The organism is Acinetobacter sp. C32I (assembly GCF_023702715.1).
Taxonomy (GTDB): domain Bacteria; phylum Pseudomonadota; class Gammaproteobacteria; order Pseudomonadales; family Moraxellaceae; genus Acinetobacter.
Genome location: NZ_CP098480.1, coordinates 437,199 through 455,252, shown reverse-complemented (window position 1 = coordinate 455,252; position 18,054 = coordinate 437,199). Strand labels below are relative to the sequence as shown.

The following is an 18,054-nucleotide window of genomic DNA, read 5'->3' as shown; positions in this document are numbered from 1 at the left end:
TTTAGCATGATGTTTTTTGAGGAGTGTGAGTTTTTCTACGACTGATTTGAGCTGCAGCTTCTTATAAATTACCGTCTAATTATTTCCTCAGGTGTGATATAAATTTCAGCATCGTCACCTTGTACTGTTGCATGAAGTTTGTTTGCAATCTCAATCATTTTCCTAATCGCTTCAGGACTTGGATTTTTAATCGATAAACTACAAGAATCATGACTATATATTAGTGGAATTTCTTGCTTATCAATAAGAATCAGAAAGTCTTGTGCTGAATTCTGGAGATCACTTTTTACTGATGGATCTATCATCATATAAGCGTGCCATTCTGCAGGAGTAATACATTCCCCTTCATTAAAATAAAATTCTTTTTTTGTGATATGTAAATCATAGCCCGCTGAGCTGACTTGGCAAACAATAAATAGAATGAGTAAAATTAATTTAAACATCTTTTTATTTATCTCATCTTTTAAAATTACTTAGGCTATTTTCCTATTTAAATAAAAGAAAGCCCTGATAGAGCTTTCCTCTTTAAAACCTTGTTCTAAACATCAATTTTAAAACCTAAATTAACATCACAAGCTGCCTGACCACCACGAACACCAAAATTTTCTGAAGGCAACTCTCGAAGCATAATTTTCACATGATCTTTAGGAATGCCTATCGGCTCAAGATTATGCACAATCAATTTATACAGCTGGCGCTTGGCATCTAAAGAGCGTCCAAGAAATGCATCAATACTAATCAAGGTATAACATTCTGGTTTTGCCTTTTCAGGCGGGCATTGAAAACGATGTGCTTCATGCACAATTAAACGCACATTCCGATCACTGGCCATGATTTTAAAAGCATCTCTCAGTGCCGTATGCACTGCCTCCATGATCTCCAGTTCAACTGCAACGGGATATTGTTGCCTGACTTCAATAAGCACACTTGGCATGTTTTTATTCTCCTACGACCTAGCGTCATTAAATTTTGGTATTGTTAATTATATTATTTAAGACTTGCTCTCACGATATTAAATAAACTTGAGCAATCTGACTTTATTAATACTGTAATCAAATCATGCTGAGCTGCAGACAATAAAAAAGCACTCTTCAGTCAATCCCGAAGAATGCTTTTCATCAAACGATTATGATGATGCAAGTTTTGCATTTGGGAAGAAACGATCTTCTACCAAGTCATAACACCACTGGAAGATGAATGTATACACCAAGATACACATGGTCAAACCAAAATCTAAAATTAAGGCTTCAATAAAGCTCATCTTCATCAAGTACGCAATAATTGGAATGGTTGCAAGCATCAAGCCACCTTCAAATCCAATCGCATGTAGAATACGGACTGGGATTGTTCTTTCCCATTGATATTTATGTTCCACTTTTTCAAAGTAATGGTTAAAGATCATATTCCAGAATACGGAAATGACCGCCATGATCGTACCTAAAATACCGGTTACTTCTAGTGGCATACTAAAAATAAAACTTAAAGCAATCGCGATGATGACCAATAAAATCACTTCATAGCTAATTGCATGAATGAGTCTTCTTTTGGAAATCAACATTTCATAACACTCTCTTGTTTGGATAAGTGCCATTTTATTTTTATAATACTGATCAATCCAATCAGGTTCTTTCAGTTTTTTTGACAGATGAATATTAATCAAGAACAACTCATCATGTTTCAAACCGTCATTGAAACAGGTTCATTTTCGGCTGCGGCACGTAAATTAGGCAAAGTCCCTTCTGCTGTGAGTATGTCGATTGCCAATTTAGAAATTGATCTCAACCTCAATCTATTTGAACGGGTTGGACGTGAACCCATTCCGACAGCAGAAGCCACTGTGCTCTATGAGAAAACACAACAATTATTGATTGAAATGAATCAATGGAAGCAGCATGCGCATGCATTGAGCACGGGCTTAGAGTCGACCTTAAATATTGTGGTAGTTTCAGAACTGCTCTATACCAACTGGACCGACTACATCACCCTGCTAGAACAGCAATTCCCTAGTCTGGCGATTAATATCTTTTCAGCACCACAAGAAGATGCTTTACAGATGTTACTGGATCAATCTGCGCAGTTAGCATTGATGTTTGAGCGTGAACAGCTAGATAGCCGTGAACAGTTCGTAGAACTTAAGCGGGAAGCACTTGTGCCTGTGATTGCCAAGAGCCATCCCTTGGCACTTCTGGATAAAGTTTCTTTTGAGCAAGCCGTACAAACGCGCCAAATTGTGGTGGCGAGCCGTGATCATAGCATCAAGCCTGAGTTGCTTTATTCTAAGGACTATTGGCGTACCGACAATCATCATTCTGCTTGTATGATGATTATTCGCAATTTAGGTTGGGGTGTGTTGCCCTTGCAAATGTTCAATGAAAATCCAGAACTTAAAAAGAAACTCAAGATTTTGGATATGTATGATTTCACCCCTAAATTTGAATACTATGTTGATCTGGTCTGGAGTCGTGAAAGTGAACTAGGAGTTGCTGCCAAATACTTGATCGATCATATCCGACAGCAACGCAAACACAATGAGGAGTAAGCGGTCGCCAGATAAACAATTCTGCAAACAAATGCAGGGCTTTGCTTTCACGTAGATTGTGTTATAACAGAAGTTACCAATAATATTGTTTATGTAAGAACGCGATATCAATGACTCAGACCGCATTACACCAATTAAAAAATTTAACCACCGTTGTTGCTGATAGTAGTGATCTAGAAGCGATTGAAAAATTTCGCCCACTCGATGCAACAACCAATCCATCACTCATTACTGCTGCGGCTGAACAACCGGAAAGCCGCGAGCTGATAGAAGATGCTTATACTCAAGCCAAGCAAGAAGGCTATCAAAGTGATGAACTGATTGAACGTACCATTGATATTTTGACTGTGAAGTTTGGTGTCGAAATTTTAAAATTGATCGATGGTCGTGTTTCTACAGAAGTCGATGCTTCTCTTTCTTACAACACGGAAGCAACCATTGCCAAAGCACGTGAGTTATCTCAGCTCTATCGAGGTTACGGCATTGAGCAATCTCGTATCCTGATTAAAATCGCATCAACATGGGAAGGCATCCAAGCTGCAAAAGTACTTGAAGCTGAAGGTATTCCATGTAATCTCACTTTGTTATTCGGTTTACATCAAGCTCAGGCTTGTGCTGATGCGAAAGTCACGCTGATCTCACCTTTTGTAGGTCGTATTTTAGATTGGTATAAAAAAGCTGAAGGTGTTGAGCAATATCCAATTGCCAAAGATCCAGGCGTGCTGTCTGTGAAAAAGATTTATAATTACTACAAACAGCATGCAATTCCGACTCAAGTGATGGGTGCAAGCTTCCGTAGTACTGCACAAGTGCTTGGTTTAGCAGGTTGTGACTTACTTACGATTGCCCCAAATCTTTTGGCTCAGTTGGAACAAGACCAACAGCTTGTTGAAGCTCAACTGAGTGCCGAATTTGCGCAACACGCAGAAAAAATTGAACGTGCAGCACAAAGCAAAGAGAGTTTTAAAGCTGAACTTGAGCAAGATTTGATGGCTTTCCAATTACTACAAGGGGGTATTGATGGCTTTATCAAGGCCCGTGATCAACTGAGTTTATTGTTACGTCAGTCTTTTGGTATTGATGCTGAAATCAAACCTTAATTAGTCGATTTTTCACCCATAAAAACCGATTTTTGTTATATTAGCGAAAATCGGTTTTTTAATGAGTTCATTGTGTTCGGTATAACAGATTTAACCACTTATATTATTGGTACAATCTTAATTGTGTTATTACCTGGCCCTAACTCTCTTTATGTCATGTCCGTCGCTTCTCGTTATGGCATTCGTACTGGTTACGCAGCAGCTTGTGGTGTATTTACAGGAGATTCCATTTTAATCCTGTGTACGGTATTAGGTGCAGCTTCCTTACTCAAAGCCTTCCCGATCCTGTTTATTATTCTTAAATTAACAGGGGCTTGTTATCTCGCATACCTAGGTTTTAAATTATTACAAGGTGCTTATCAAACTTGGAATAAACCGCCGCATCATGCCGAGCTTGCAGATTTACCGAAACTTGATCAAGTTCATCCTTATCGAACAGCACTCAGTATCAGCTTACTGAATCCCAAAGCAATTCTATTTTTCCTGTCTTTCTTTGTACAGTTTGTAGAACCTGACTATGCCTATCCTGCATTAAGCTTTTTAGTATTGGCATTGATTGTCCAAATTGTAAGTTTTAGCTATTTAACCGCCTTGATTTTCTCGGGAATTAAACTGGCTGGCTTCTTCAAAAATAACTATAAAATTGCAGCTGCGGGTATTTGTCTGGTTGGGATCTTATTCTTTGGTTTCGGTTTAAGATTGGCAACTTCGACGCTCAGCTAAGCATAAATTTGATCGAATGATCAATTTATTCAATCATTTTAGAACTACGATTTAAGACGTATTAACGATATACTTTTCAACAAATTTTAAACAAGTATAGATGCATAGATGCAACGTCTCCTCCAAGATTTTTCAATTCCAGCAGTTTTTGCTGGCTTTATTACGTTCTTAATCGGGATTAGTGTTTCCGCCATCCTAGTCATTCAAGGTGCACAGTCTTTAGGTGCCAATACCGCGCAAATCAGCTCTTGGTTTTGGGCATTGGGACTTGCGATTGGTCTCTCGGGCTTGATTCTATCTTGGAAATATAAATATCCAGTTGCTACTGCATGGTCAACTCCGGGGATTGCACTGATCATTGCATCGACTGGACATTATGATTTATATGAAGCGATTGGTGCTTTCTTGGTCTGTGGTATTGCCATTGCAATTGTAGGTTTTTCAGGAATCTTCCAAAAACTATTGGCCCATATTCCACAAAGTCTGACCTGTGCCATGCTGGCAGGAATCTTATTAAAATTTGGTATTCAGATTTTTAGCAGCTTAGAAAGTCATCTTGGCTTTATTCTCAGTATGCTTGTGATCTATTTGGTTTCAAAACGCTTATTCCCACGTTATAGCATTGTACTGACGGTGATTTTAGGTGCAGCGATCTGCCCACTGTTTATTGACTTTAAACTCCAGTCCATTACGTGGTCACTGACCCAACCGGTATGGATGCAGCCTGCTTTTTCTTGGTCTGCGATCTTAGGCCTAGCTTTGCCACTGTTTGTCATCAATATGACTTCACAAAACTTGCCAGGGATTGCCATGATCAAAAGCTATGGCTACCACCCGCATGTGAATCAATTGGTCGGTTGGACAGGTGTTGCACATACTATTTTTGCGCCTTTCGGCTGTTTCTCGATAAACTTAGCGGCAATCAGTGCAGCGGTAAGTTTAGATGATCAAGTACATCCCGATCCAAGTAAACGCTATATTGCAGGCATTAGCTGTGGTCTGTTCTATATATTAATGGGGCTCTTTGCAGCAACGCTTGTCAGCTTATTAATGTCTTTCCCACAAATCTTTATTGTGGCACTTGCAGGGATTGCGCTGTTTGCGACGATCAGCCATAACATTGCAGTCGCTTTTTCAAATGTAGAAGAACGTGAAGCTGCACTACTCACCTTTTTATGTAGTGCCTCTGGTGTCCAATTCTGGGGCATTGGCTCAGCATTTTGGGGGTTGTTATTGGGTATCTTCGTATTGCTGCTATTTAGATTTAAAGCAAAAAATAAGCCTTAGTTGAACTAAGGCTTATTCAAAGCATGCAAGGAAAGCATTGCGGATTACTTTTCCTCTAAATCCTTTTGTGCTTCTTCATCATTTAAAATACGTGCTGCTTTTTTAGGGCGAATTAATGGCGCTGTTGGACGCGGATGTGAATGTGTATATTGCAAACCAACACCTGCATAAACATCATCCGCAGCAATTTCTGTTTCAAAACGCTCATCATCACGATCACGAATTTCATCCGTAATGCGTTGTACTTCATCTTCATCAACGCCTAATTCTTGCAAGATCACGCCGCCAAATTTGATCGCAGACTCGAAGGTTTCCCGAATCATATAATCCACTTTATGCTTCACTAAATAGAGTGAATGTTCACGGTCATAAGAACGAACCAGCAACTTGGCCAAAGGAAATTCATGCGTGACCAACTCAACAATTCGATTGGTGGTTTCTTTACTGTCGACACAAACCACAATCGCTTGAGCGGTAGATGCACCTGAAGCATGCAGAATATCTAAACGGCAGCCATCGCCATAATAGATTTTAAAACCAAACTTTTCCGCGTTTTGAATCATATCGATGTCATTGTCAATAATGGTGACATCCACCCCTCTTGCCAGTAAGAGTTGACTGGTCACTTGACCAAAACGACCAAAGCCAATCATCAGTACACTGCCACTTAAGCCTTCAGCAATATTGACATTGTCTAAATTGATCTGATCTTTGGTTTCGGTAAAACGTTTAAACACAATGCCTAAAATCGGGGTCAATACCATTGATAACACCACAATCGCCGTCAGATTCGACTTGACTGAATTATCAATGACCTGAGCACTGACTGCCGCTGCAAACAGAACAAAAGCAAACTCACCACCTTGTGCCATCAGCAATGCACGATCTAATGCTTCGGTATGAGAGCTTTTGGTGACACGTGCCACGATATAAATCATCAGAGCCTTGGCAAACATCATGGCTAAAACACCACTAATGATAAGCTTCCAGTTCTGTGCAACGACGGATAAATCCAGTGACATCCCAACACCGAGGAAGAACAAACCCAGTAACAGGCCACGGAAAGGTTCAATATCCGCTTCAATTTGATGTCTAAAGGTCGATTCAGACAACAACACCCCTGCCAAGAAAGCACCCATCGCCATGGATAAACCGCTGACTTGCATCAACAATGCTGCACCTAAAACCACCAGAAGTGCTGCCGCCGTCATCACTTCACGGGCTTTTGCTGCGGCAAGCAATCTAAATAACGGATTCAGCAACCAATAGCCTGCTGCAATAAGACCAGCAATCGCAATCAAGCCAATTCCGATACTTTCCAAGCGTGTCGAAGTACTTTCCACCACATGGTTTGGCGCCATAAAAGCAACAATTGCCAATAAAGGCACAATTAGCAAATCTTCAAATAATAAAATGGCAACAATCTTTTGCCCTTGAGGTTGAGCGATATCACCGCGATCTCCCAACAACTGCATCACAATGGCCGTGGAAGTCAGGACAAAACCAGCAGCACCGATAAAGGCAACTTGCCAAGTAAAACCAAACAATAAACCAACGCCAGTCAATGCCAAAGCACAAGCAACAATTTGTAAGGTACCTAGCCCAAAGATTTCACGCCTTAAACTCCATAAATGTGAGGGCTGCATCTCCAGACCAATCACAAACAGGTACATCACAATCCCAAGTTCTGCAATGTGTAAGATCGAAGCCGAATCATGAAAAAATGCAAAACCAAATGGGCCAATAATCAAGCCTGCAATTAAATAACCAAGGACGGAACCCAAGCCAATACGTTTAAAAATTGGAACGGCAATTACAGCAGCGGCAAGCAAGACCACTGGCGCAATTAAACTGATTGAATGTGCTTCTGAACTCATACTGTTCTCATTGTTATCAAGCTGGCGTCATTTTATGTGAAACAATAGACATTTTATATATCATTAATGAGACAATGTATCCCAATACCATAATATCGCAACGATTTATAAAGGCTTAATTGATGGTATTTTTATCCCAAAATGCCTGTCGAATTTGCGGCATGGCATTCAGATGATTGGTAATATGCTGTGCTTCTTCTGCATCAATTGAAGTAGCAATTAAAGTGACTTCAATTTCGACCTCTTTGTCACCAAAGGGTGTTACTTCAATATCTTTGGCAGGATAATTATGATGTTGCAAGGTTAAATTCAATTCATCCATCACCACCTTACTCTGACTACGGTCACAAATAATATAGATGACATGTAAAACCTCGGTATCGTCATCAATTGGACGACGATCAATGGCATGAACAATCGGTCTTAACAGCGTATTGGCTGCCAAGATAAAAGCCGTTGCCAGTATTGCTTCAATAATAAGATCTGAACCCGCAGAAGCACCCACGGCGGCTGAGCACCAGAGAGTCGCTGCCGTGTTTAAACCATGAATATTACCTTCTTGGCGCATAATCACACCCGCACCCAAGAAACCAATACCTGAAACCACATAGGCAATCACGCGGACTGCACCTTCTGCACCCGTTAAATTGGTCGCAATATCGACAAAAATTGCAGCACCAACAGCCACCAGTACATTGGTTCTCAACCCTGCCGTGCGTTGTCGATACTGACGTTCAAAGCCAATTAATGCACCAAGAATAAAAGCAACGGACAGGCTAACTAAGGTGTCAGCAATATTTGATAAATCAATATTTTGTAAAAATTTTAATTGCATCTTATACCTATATTCTTATCAATGATTTAATGATGGATCAACTGAATTTAAGTGCATTATGATGATGGCGTATAACTTAAACCGAGTCCAAACCAATGTTGTTTTAAACGATGTAGGCGATCACCAAAGGAGGCTTCCAAAGTAAGGACATTGGGAATCAAACTGTATTGCAATGCCGTCTGGAAGAATGGCGCTTGGCGATCTTGATTATATGTTTCAAGTGTTACACCGACATGCTCGGTCAGCGTATAAGTTGAAGCAATTCCCCAGCGAACGAGGCGCTCATCAGTCTGTTGATAACCGAGATTGGTATCCAATGCTAAACGTTGATCTAAAAGTTGAAAACTGACAGGAACATTTAAAAACCAGTTTAAATCCCCATGATGAACAACATCATCACGGGATAGCTGTAAGCTACTGGCAACGCCCCAGTCATTTTCCATTGGCTTTAAAATGCTTTTCGCTTGAATCGAAAAGCCATGAATCTGATCTTGATCTTTACTTGAGTGATAGCCCAGAGACACTTCTAAATTTTGATTGAGATTGCAGGCAGGTACGACTTGATAAGACCAAGTGCCGTCTTTGTTATAGCTATAAGTACTTTCTAGCTGACACTGCTGTGCCGCTGTAATAGAGACATCATCGGTATTGATGAGTGGACCCGCCTTACTCTTTTGAGTCAGCAATAATCCACATAAAATAAATACGTTAAGAACAGCAAACCATTGAATGGAAGCATGAAAAAACATAGGCTTCTCCCCATTTTAGGTGAGAAACTAAACAGGATGCAGTCAATACAATAAATTTTGTGGATACAGCAAAATTTTATAGGAGGGTTTAGATAATTTCTAACAAAGCTATCTCATTGCAAGACAGCCGACCTAAATGGCTCGCTTGCTCAGTATTCGCTTTGGCTTAATCCTTTATTAAACCCGAACCTCGAACAACTTCCCATTTAGGATCTCCGTGAATAAACTCAACGGCATTATAGGACATGCGAATTGATTCACAAGCCCTATCGTATGAATTTTTTATTACATGATAAAATTTCGCTCTAAATTAAAGCTCTCTTACCACTACAGTTTTTGCCATTTTGTCGTGCCAGCCTTGCTTCTTCGCATCAAAAGCCACCCAGATTAAACCAATAAAAAAGACTAATGTTGCTGGGATATAGCCAATGTAGCGAATGATAGCCTGCCCGACAGTCACATTTTCACCCGTTTTTTCATCCAGCACTTTTAATCGAAGTAAACGCTTACCGGGTGTTCCTGCAAATTTAATCCAGCAGAAAATATAAAATACTGCGGCGAGAATTTGCCAAATCCAATCTGCCGTAGACATAAATTGGAATGATGAAAAACCATCAGAAGCAACTGTGGTATTGCCACCACCAAAAATCATAGTTAATGGAATCATGGCAACCATCACAATGATTGAATCAATAATCGCAGCACCGAAACGTATCCAGAAGCCCGCGTATGCGTATTGTTGAGACATATATTCCCCTCACTTTTTTATTTCTATAAATGAATTTCAGTAAATAATAACCTGTTGTTCCAATGATTTATATTGTGTTTTGTTTTAATTCTCGCTCAAAGAAATCCACAGTCCGCTGCCATACCACTTGTGCTTCTGGCAAACCTCGACTCACGCTACGAAAGCCATGTGGCATATTATAAGTATAAGCTTCAACCCGATCACCCAATTGCTGGATCAGTTTATTGCGTTTGGTTGCTGGGCAAAATGGATCTACGGTAGACCAATGACCCTGTAGAATGCGAACCTCATCGAGAGACTCTTTGTTTGGAACACCCGCCCCTTGAATACCCAAAGAATGATGATAAACCACAGGTGCTAACATATCTTCGCGCTTGGCCATCTGGATCACATAACCACCGGTTAAGCACTGCCCTAACATGCCTAAGCGTCCATTGGATCGAGAATCTGCCTTTAAGGCATCTAACAAGACATGAATTTCTTGATTGACTTCACTCTCCGCAGCATTGATACGGCCAGCCTTACTCACCATGGCACGAATACAATATTTGACTGCACCACCACTAAATAAATTAGGCACATAAACCAAATAACCCCGATCAGCCAAGTCTTGGGCATCTTCACGGTAAACATCGAGAATACCAAATAACTCATGTAGCAATAATATGGCTGGTGCTTTTTCCGAGCTTGATGCAGGTGCATACACTTCAACTTCAATTTGACGTGTCGGTAATGTGATTGTTTTTATTTTCATTGCAGTCATCCGTTACATTCGAATGATTTCCATACTATTTCTGACAATATTAATTGTCAAATAAAAAAGGATGTCTGACGACATCCTTTTTCTATTCATTCAATCAGTAAATTAAATACTGAGTAAACTGTTCAATGTTTCTGCTACATTTTTCGATTTTACTTTAGGTTGCAATGCCTTAAGGGCTTGTTGCACCTGACTGCGTTGCGGTTCAGCCAAGGTGTACCAGCGTGACAACACTTGTAATAAACGCGAACCTAAAATTGGGTTTTTCTCATCCAGATAAGCTGCAAGCTCAATGAAATGATCAACCCCAAAGCTCCACGTATTCACTGGGTTTGCAGCAAGTCCACCACTCACGGCACGGATACGGTTTGGTGTACCCAGATCATAATCCGCATGTTTGGTCAGATACTCAATCGTTTCCACTGTCGCACATGGATTCGATGCTTGGATGCTAAACCACTGATCTAAAGATAAGGCTTCATCTTTAAAACGGTTATAGAAATCTGCGAGTGCAGCCTGTGCTTGCGGTGCATCATTCCAGACTAGAACTCGTAATGCCCCTAAACGTTCAGACATGTTCGATGTTTCTGTCAAAAGCTTATACGCATAGCCAAAAGCATCATCATTACCTTGTCGTGCGATCATACTCAGTGCAATACTTCTAATCGCACGGACGCCCATTGCCTGACTAAAATCCTTTTGCGTGTCTGGGTCTAAATTTAAGAATAACTCTTCCCAAAATGACCCTAAGTCACGTGCTAAACGATCCAGAACGGCTTCACGCTTTTCACGGACCAGTTCAGGTTCATAGTCTTGATCAATACGGCTGCCCAAATAATTTTCACTTGGTACATCAAATAAACGCGATGCCAATAACGGATCTTTATTCACTAAGTCTGGCAAGGTATTTTTAATTGCCTGAATATAGGTATCCACTTTATGGTCTTCTAAAAGAATACGTTCCAATAAAGTTTGTGTCGCTTGCCATTGGTTAAAGCCATTGGTTTCGTGCTGAATCAAGAACGCAAGATCATCATTGGAATAATCAAAGACTAAATTCACAGGGGCTGAAAAATTACGTAATAACGAAGCTACAGGTTGCTCAGTCACATCTGTAAATTCAATTGTTGCTTCATCTTGATCAAATAAATACACGCCATCTTTGACCTCATTCACAAACAGATCAGTGCTGTGCAAGGTATATTGTTCACCTGTATTGGCATTAAATAATGCTAGAGCCACAGGAATTGGCACTGCTTTGAGGTTTGGATATTTTGGATGTGCTTTCAAGCTTTGTTTGAAGCTTAAACGATAAGTCTGTGCTACAGCATCATATTCACCTTTAGCTTCTAACTTCGGTGTCCCTGGTTGGTTATACCACGTGAGGAAGTTAGATAGGTCCACACCAGAACCTGCACTCAATGCCGCAACCCAGTCTTCAACCGTGACCGCTTGCCCATCATGGCGTAGGAAATATTCATCAGTCCCTTGACGGTATTTTTCTTTACCCAATAAAGTTGCCATCATGCGGTTGATTTCAGCACCCTTCTCATACACTGTCGCGGTATAGAAGTTGTTGATTTCGACAAAATGGTCTGGACGAGGTGGATGTGATAATGGACCAGCATCTTCAGGGAATTGATGTGATTTCAATACCGCTACATCATCAATTCGTTGTACGGCTGCTGATTGTAAATCCTCAGAGAAAGACTGATCACGGAAAACCGTTAAGCCCTCTTTTAAACACAATTGGAACCAGTCACGACAGGTAATTCGGTTGCCTGTCCAGTTATGGAAATATTCATGAGCAATGACTGACTGTACTCGCATGATCGCAGCATCAGTGGTGTATTCCTCATCGGCAAGCACACATGAGGTATTAAAGATATTTAAACCTTTATTTTCCATTGCACCCATGTTGAACTGACTGACCGCGACAATCATATAATTATCGAGATCGTAAGGACGACCATAGTGTTCTTCGTCCCAACGCATCGAATGCTTTAATGCTTCCATGGCGATGTGACATTTCGGAATATCTTTCTCAATTGCATAAATTTCTAGCGCAACATCACGACCTTCAGAAGTCGTATAACGATCTTTCAATACTGCCAAATCACCAATCACACAAGCAAATAAATAGCTTGGTTTCTTGGTCGGATCTTGCCAGATCGCAAAATGACGACCTTCACCAGCCTCACCTGTTTCTAATAAGTTACCGTTGGCGAGCAACACAGGATATTTCTTGTCGGCCTCTACACGCGTAGTAAATTCAGCTAATACATCTGGACGATCAGGATAGAAGGTAATTTTACGGAAACCTTCGGGCTCATTCTGTGTCACGAATAAATCACCCGCCTTATATAAACCTTCAAGCTGCGTGTTCGATTCTGGATGAATGATCACTTGAGTTTGTAGAATGACCTGATCTGGTGCATCAGTGATCAGCAATTGTTCACTATCTAACTGGTATTGCGCTGCACTCAGGATTTGTCCATTCAGTTGAATCGATTTTAGCTCCAGATCACGCCCCAAAAGCACCAAAGCACCAGTCGTTTGACGTTTCATCACCAGCGTAGAATCAACAAGCGTATGATCATCATAAACCTGAATATCCAGATTGATCGATTCAACCAAGAACGAAGGTTTTTGATAGTCTTTTAAATAAATGGTTTGATCTGCTTGTACTGGAGGTTGCGCCGCGATATTCATCAGTATTCCTTATCTTTCATCATGTCGGGTGGTCTTGTAGGCAAGACTCTTAATCAGTCGATCATACGCCAACTTATAAAAGCTGTCTTTAGAGCTACGTACCAATGTTAAGAATTTTATTGGGTTTAGTTTTCAGATTTTCAAATTTATTGAGCAAATGGCATGCCGTTTAGACAAAATTACAACACAGTTTTCCATTCTTAAATAAATGCTACAGAATCAAATGGGTTTTATTGTGCAACTTACATTTTTTTGCTGCGTTTTACATTTTGTGCACGGTTATTGCTTAACCTAATATGCCAATGTAGGTAAATACAATAAAACGCACGAGGGTAAAGACGATGGAATTAAAAGCACACCTATATCGTTTAGAAAATATCAAGGCGATCCATGACCTCGCTAAAGCTGGTGTGGATCATCATGTAATCTCCGTTTTTTTAACAGCAGAGGGAATTGAACTGACAACTTTAGAAGTCACCAATATCGTGAACACCTATGACGCACTTGGTAAAGAAAAGCTACCAAGTAAAAAAGTACAAGCGCTTATTGCAGCTAAAAAAATCGGTCAGGAGGATGAAAACTTACCATGCCCTGTTTAATCACTTACTTTAACCATAAAAAAACCTCGAAGCCAATTCGAGGTTTTTTTATCAATATTCGATTAAGGTGTTGCGTTATCAGTACGTAACCAAACGACAGTGCGACCTAGTGCTGAAACGCCCATATAACCACGCATACGTAAACGTTTGCCCTCTCCAGTCACCACACCTTTACCTTTATAGATACGGCCAGAAGTCGGTTCTAGAACGCGACCATCAATATATGAATCTGGCTTGTTTGGATCTTCTTTAAAGCCTGATAAGATTTCTAGTCCAAGAATTGGTTTATTGGTATTCGGTGCTGCACATTTGGTGCAATTGGTGAGCGCTATGCCATGCGAGTTTGGATAACGATAAACAATCTTCCCATGATAACGGCCGTCATTTCCTTTACGGATTTCTACGATTGAGAGTTGTTCACCAGTACGTTCTTCGATGCTTTTCCAGTAGCCTTCAATAGAAGCAGCGAAAGTCGTTGCGCTTGCACAAGCAAGAGTGAGCCCCATGATTCCGTTCATGAGCATACGATTTAGCATATTAACCCCGTCTTAAAAAAGTAACCTATTCATCTTTATAGGTTTAATGCACGGAAATTATCACACTTTTACCCAAGTTACACTGTACGCTAGCGTTCATTTGTATAAGAAGTAGCTGATCTAGCTGCTTCTTTTTGGTGCGCCTTATATATTCTTTAGCTCAAATAAAGAAGCCCAAACGAGTCGTTTAGGCTTTCTAAAAAAACAACTATTATTTAAGGATTAGCACTATCGGTACGAATCCAGACTTGGGTACGCCCCAAGGCAGAAATTCCCATATAACCACGCATACGCAGACGTTTTCCATCCGAACTGAGTTGTGCTTTTCCTTTATAGATATTACCTGTTTTAGGCTCTAGTACTCGACCATCAATATATTGATTTGGATTCTTCGGATCTTCTTTCAATCCCCACGCAATTTGTAGTCCCTGAATCGGTTTATTTTTAAAAGGTTCAGGACATTTCACACAATGCGTCAAGACATTACCCCCGCCTGGAACAGGATAGCGATACACAATGGTTCCCGTATAAGTATTATCTGGTTTTTTCTTAATTTCTACGATTGAAAGTTGCTCGCCAGTACGATCATCAATACTCTTCCAAAACCCTTCAGGTGTAGACGCAAAGCCGAATGTCGCAAATACAGTCAAAGAAATGCCCATGATTCCTTTCATGAGTGTGTGTTTTTGCATAATAAGCTCCGTAATGCAAAATAAATCCATCTATCACTTTATTTTTATACAAATGCACAGCAACAATCAACACAAGCAAAAGATATTTAATTATTTAAAATTAAACAAATTTTTAAGCAGTTCACATAATTAAAAATAAATGATTAGGGATTGGCACTGTCGGTACGAATCCACACCACAGTACGGCCTAAAGCAGATATTCCAACATCGCCTCGCATATGCAATCGTTTACCATCGGCAGACGGGCCTTGCCTTTGTATACATTGCCAGTTTTACTTTCGACAATCCGCCCATTGATAAAGTTATCTGGTTTTTTCGGGTCCTCAATCAGCCCTGTTAATACTTCTAAGCCTAAACGCGGCTTCCCTGTATATGGCGGCGGACAATTCACACAATGTGTGACCACGACGCCTTGTGCATTGGGGTAAATATAAACAATTTTGCCACGATAGGTATCGTCAGGGGCTTTTCTTATTTCAATGATGGTCAGTTGTTCTCCGGTTCGATCATCAATACTTCGCCAATACCCTTCGATTGAGTCTGCGTATGTGAAAATACTGCCCAAACACATCATTACGCCAATAACAGTTTGTATCCAAATCCGATTATTCATGTTTTCCCTTTTGCTTGGTTCAATTCATATTGAGTTATGATGCTCATTGGCACAGGAATTTACTGTAATTAAAAAAGTAGCAAAGTTATACGATTATTTTTTGCATAAAATTCAACAAATTGAGTCTGATTTTAGACATTATTTCTATCTGTTTATAATCTTTGCATCATGCCTTGGATTGAGCATGTATAATCCCCTATTTAATGGTCATAGGTTTAATATCAATGGATTTACAGATTCTACAAAAACAGTTAGATGAAAGTAGCCATTGCCCACTGTGCCACGCCTCGATGTTTTGGGTCGAAGCCGAACAATTCAGCCAAGAATTTCAGTTTCACGAATGCAGCCATTGCCAGCACCGTGTTTTTAGAAGTGATAGCAAGCTCAATTGCCATTGTGCTCAGTGTACGGCGCAACGGAAAAAACAGACCCAACAAACAATTTTACAAGAACAACGCAAATACAAAGTCAAAGATGAAGTGATTTATAGCCTGAATCAACTCAGTTTCTTGCATAAATTATTCTTATTGAGCCTTTTAGACAGCTATGCACGGGAAGATGTGCAACATGATGAGCTGATACATTGGCAGAATATTAAATATCGCGAATTTACCCCCAACTATTTATTTCAGAATCATTTAGTTCAAGAGCTATTGAAATTAGGAGTGCTAAAATCACAAGATGCTGGGCTGGAAACGGAACATTATTATCTTAATGTCCGACTGGATGGTTATTCAGATCCAAGCTTATTTAGCGTAGCTCAACAATTACGCCACTGGTTCTATGAAAATCTGAGTCAGGGCATTCCATTTAAAAGCACAGACGAAGTCAAAGATGCGCTCTACCTCGTGCTCTATCAGGAAATTGTACAATTCATGCAGTTCTATTGTCGAACTTGGGGTATCCAGATTGCAGGTAATCGACCATTCCAAGCTTTTTGCTACCGCTTAATGGAAGGTTTGGCTGTGGGGCAGATTTTTTACCTGATCCAAACCGCCTTAGAATATCTGCATAAACAAAACGCGTTGCAACCCAGAAATGATAAATTTATCAACACCAGTTTGCTCAAAAAAACTTTGGAACAATATCGTGAACGTGCTTTGAGCGAGCGTTGGGAAACCACGACCTTACCAAGACCGTACATGATTCCATTTAGTAAAATGAGTGAAGTGCTACTGTTTAAATTTTTGGGTTATGACGAGAGTATTTTTATTCAGCCTGTCTGGAAATCTTGGCGAAAAATTGAGCCTCGTTTAAGTTTTTACTCAGTTAAACGTTGTATGTATTGCGGTTCAAATGACTTGATCGTGGATTATGATGCAACAGATTATGTGTCGCTCATTTGTCGTCAATGCAAGCATCAAGATCATTATTTCACCCGTTAATAAAAACTTTATTCAGGATATGTCATGTCACAAAAACAACTACTCATTGATCAAGTTATCGATGCTTGGCGTGCCTTACAGCAACAAACACCTTTAGTGCAATGTATGACCAATAGCGTTGCCAATAATTATGTAGCGAATATCTTGCTTGCAGCAGGTGCCTCACCTGCCATGATTGATAATCCTTTTGAAGCCGAAGAGTTCACCAAAATCAGTGCTGCCTTAAGTATTAATATTGGAACACCGACGACAGAACAAACTCAAGCCATGTTAATTTCAGCTCAAACTGCGCAACAACATCAGGTGCCGTGGGTACTTGATCCAGTGGGTTATGGGGCAGTATTAAAGTGGCGCAGTCAAACTGTCGATCAACTGTTAAGCTTCCAGCCGAGTATCATTCGTGGCAATGCCTCTGAGATCAGTACCTTAGCAGGCAGCCAGATTCAGTCAAAAGGCGTCGATAGTACTTTAAATAGTCATGAGGTTTATGCACAGGCAAAAAGCCTATTGCAACATACTGAATGTATTGCAATTTCAGGTGAATCAGACTTTATCATCTCGAAACAACTCGATGCTGTGATTCAAGTGAATGGTGGCTGTTATTTACAACCTAAAATTACCGCAACAGGTTGTGCTCTGGGTGCCTTAACTGCAGCCTATCATGCGGTCAGTAGTCCAAGCATTGCTGCTCTCGCCTCACATATTCATTTTGCCATTGCAGGTAAATTGGCCTATGACCATGCACAAACGGTAGGCAGTTTTAATGTGGCATTTTTAGATTATGTGCATATGCTAGATGACAATTTAATTCAGCAATATGTTGATATTGAATTGCTTTAAGTCGTGTATCAATCAATAAAAGACTTTCCTGCTTGAGTGTAACACCTTGCTTAGCAATG

Annotated in this window: 18 protein-coding genes and 1 pseudogene; 7 read left to right on the top strand and 12 right to left on the bottom strand. The window is 40.2% G+C overall.

Features of this window, described 5'->3' with window-relative positions:
- Positions 1 to 68: 68 nt before the first annotated feature.
- The 3 genes from NDN13_RS02190 to aceI form a co-directional block, all read right to left on the bottom strand.
- A complete protein-coding gene (locus tag NDN13_RS02190; RefSeq protein WP_251117008.1) occupies positions 69 to 443 on the bottom strand; it encodes a hypothetical protein in 375 nt (124 codons plus the stop codon).
- Between the two features lie 95 nt (positions 444 to 538).
- Positions 539 to 934 (bottom strand): tautomerase family protein, encoded by a 396-nt coding sequence (locus tag NDN13_RS02185; RefSeq protein WP_004652967.1) that lies wholly within the window; start codon positions 932 to 934, stop codon positions 539 to 541.
- Between the two features lie 192 nt (positions 935 to 1,126).
- Positions 1,127 to 1,558, bottom strand: a complete 432-nt coding sequence (aceI, locus tag NDN13_RS02180) for a chlorhexidine efflux PACE transporter AceI (RefSeq protein WP_251117007.1) — start codon at positions 1,556 to 1,558, stop codon at positions 1,127 to 1,129.
- Positions 1,559 to 1,645: 87 nt separating this feature from the next.
- Between aceI and aceR the strand changes: the two genes are divergently transcribed.
- From aceR to NDN13_RS02160, 4 genes are all read left to right on the top strand, one after another.
- A complete protein-coding gene (aceR, locus tag NDN13_RS02175) occupies positions 1,646 to 2,539 on the top strand; it encodes an HTH-type transcriptional regulator AceR (RefSeq protein WP_251117006.1) in 894 nt (297 codons plus the stop codon).
- 110 nt (positions 2,540 to 2,649) lie between these two features.
- Positions 2,650 to 3,639, top strand: a complete 990-nt coding sequence (gene tal / locus NDN13_RS02170; protein WP_251117005.1) for a transaldolase — start codon at positions 2,650 to 2,652, stop codon at positions 3,637 to 3,639.
- Between the two features lie 72 nt (positions 3,640 to 3,711).
- Positions 3,712 to 4,362: a leucine efflux protein LeuE gene (leuE, locus tag NDN13_RS02165; RefSeq protein ID WP_251117004.1), complete on the top strand. Its 651-nt coding sequence runs from the start codon at positions 3,712 to 3,714 to the stop codon at positions 4,360 to 4,362.
- Between the two features lie 108 nt (positions 4,363 to 4,470).
- Positions 4,471 to 5,649 carry a benzoate/H(+) symporter BenE family transporter gene (locus NDN13_RS02160; protein WP_251117003.1) on the top strand — a complete coding sequence of 393 codons (1,179 nt, stop codon included), beginning with the start codon at positions 4,471 to 4,473 and terminating at the stop codon, positions 5,647 to 5,649.
- A gap of 44 nt (positions 5,650 to 5,693) precedes the next feature.
- On the opposite strand, the gene NDN13_RS02155 is transcribed toward NDN13_RS02160, so the two are convergent.
- From NDN13_RS02155 to pepN, 6 genes are all read right to left on the bottom strand, one after another.
- The gene (locus tag NDN13_RS02155; RefSeq protein WP_005202836.1) at positions 5,694 to 7,526 is read right to left on the bottom strand and encodes a monovalent cation:proton antiporter-2 (CPA2) family protein; all 1,833 of its coding nucleotides are present in this window, start codon (positions 7,524 to 7,526) and stop codon (positions 5,694 to 5,696) included.
- A gap of 115 nt (positions 7,527 to 7,641) precedes the next feature.
- The gene (locus NDN13_RS02150; RefSeq protein WP_004808004.1) at positions 7,642 to 8,361 is read right to left on the bottom strand and encodes an MgtC/SapB family protein; all 720 of its coding nucleotides are present in this window, start codon (positions 8,359 to 8,361) and stop codon (positions 7,642 to 7,644) included.
- A 56-nt stretch (positions 8,362 to 8,417) separates the two neighbouring features.
- A complete protein-coding gene (locus tag NDN13_RS02145; protein WP_251117002.1) occupies positions 8,418 to 9,110 on the bottom strand; it encodes a PA4824 family protein in 693 nt (230 codons plus the stop codon).
- 310 nt (positions 9,111 to 9,420) lie between these two features.
- Positions 9,421 to 9,858, bottom strand: a complete 438-nt coding sequence (locus NDN13_RS02140) for an RDD family protein (RefSeq protein ID WP_004808009.1) — start codon at positions 9,856 to 9,858, stop codon at positions 9,421 to 9,423.
- Positions 9,859 to 9,925: 67 nt separating this feature from the next.
- Complete coding sequence (locus tag NDN13_RS02135) at positions 9,926 to 10,612, bottom strand: dienelactone hydrolase family protein (RefSeq protein ID WP_251117001.1); 687 nt, start codon at positions 10,610 to 10,612, stop codon at positions 9,926 to 9,928.
- A gap of 111 nt (positions 10,613 to 10,723) precedes the next feature.
- The gene (gene pepN, locus NDN13_RS02130) at positions 10,724 to 13,330 is read right to left on the bottom strand and encodes an aminopeptidase N (protein ID WP_251117000.1); all 2,607 of its coding nucleotides are present in this window, start codon (positions 13,328 to 13,330) and stop codon (positions 10,724 to 10,726) included.
- A gap of 341 nt (positions 13,331 to 13,671) precedes the next feature.
- Between pepN and NDN13_RS02125 the strand changes: the two genes are divergently transcribed.
- On the top strand, positions 13,672 to 13,929 hold the full coding sequence (locus NDN13_RS02125) for a hypothetical protein (protein ID WP_004652954.1): 258 nt from the start codon (positions 13,672 to 13,674) through the stop codon (positions 13,927 to 13,929).
- A 62-nt stretch (positions 13,930 to 13,991) separates the two neighbouring features.
- Here NDN13_RS02125 and NDN13_RS02120 read toward each other — a convergent pair whose 3' ends face one another.
- The 3 genes and pseudogenes from NDN13_RS02120 to NDN13_RS02110 all read right to left on the bottom strand — a co-directional run bounded on the left by NDN13_RS02120 (position 13,992) and on the right by NDN13_RS02110 (position 15,770).
- Positions 13,992 to 14,465, bottom strand: coding sequence for a DUF2147 domain-containing protein (locus NDN13_RS02120; protein WP_004808015.1), 474 nt, complete (start codon positions 14,463 to 14,465; stop codon positions 13,992 to 13,994).
- Between the two features lie 215 nt (positions 14,466 to 14,680).
- Complete coding sequence (locus NDN13_RS02115) at positions 14,681 to 15,157, bottom strand: DUF2147 domain-containing protein (protein WP_251116999.1); 477 nt, start codon at positions 15,155 to 15,157, stop codon at positions 14,681 to 14,683.
- Between the two features lie 143 nt (positions 15,158 to 15,300).
- Positions 15,301 to 15,770, bottom strand: a pseudogene (locus NDN13_RS02110) (DUF2147 domain-containing protein).
- A 224-nt stretch (positions 15,771 to 15,994) separates the two neighbouring features.
- Here NDN13_RS02110 and NDN13_RS02105 point away from each other — a divergent pair.
- Together NDN13_RS02105 and thiM are read left to right on the top strand one after the other, a co-directional pair.
- Positions 15,995 to 17,155, top strand: coding sequence for a hypothetical protein (locus NDN13_RS02105; protein ID WP_251116998.1), 1,161 nt, complete (start codon positions 15,995 to 15,997; stop codon positions 17,153 to 17,155).
- Positions 17,156 to 17,179: 24 nt separating this feature from the next.
- Entirely contained in the window at positions 17,180 to 17,995 is an 816-nt protein-coding gene (gene thiM, locus NDN13_RS02100) for a hydroxyethylthiazole kinase (RefSeq protein WP_251116997.1), read from the top strand.
- Positions 17,996 to 18,054 lie beyond the last annotated feature (59 nt).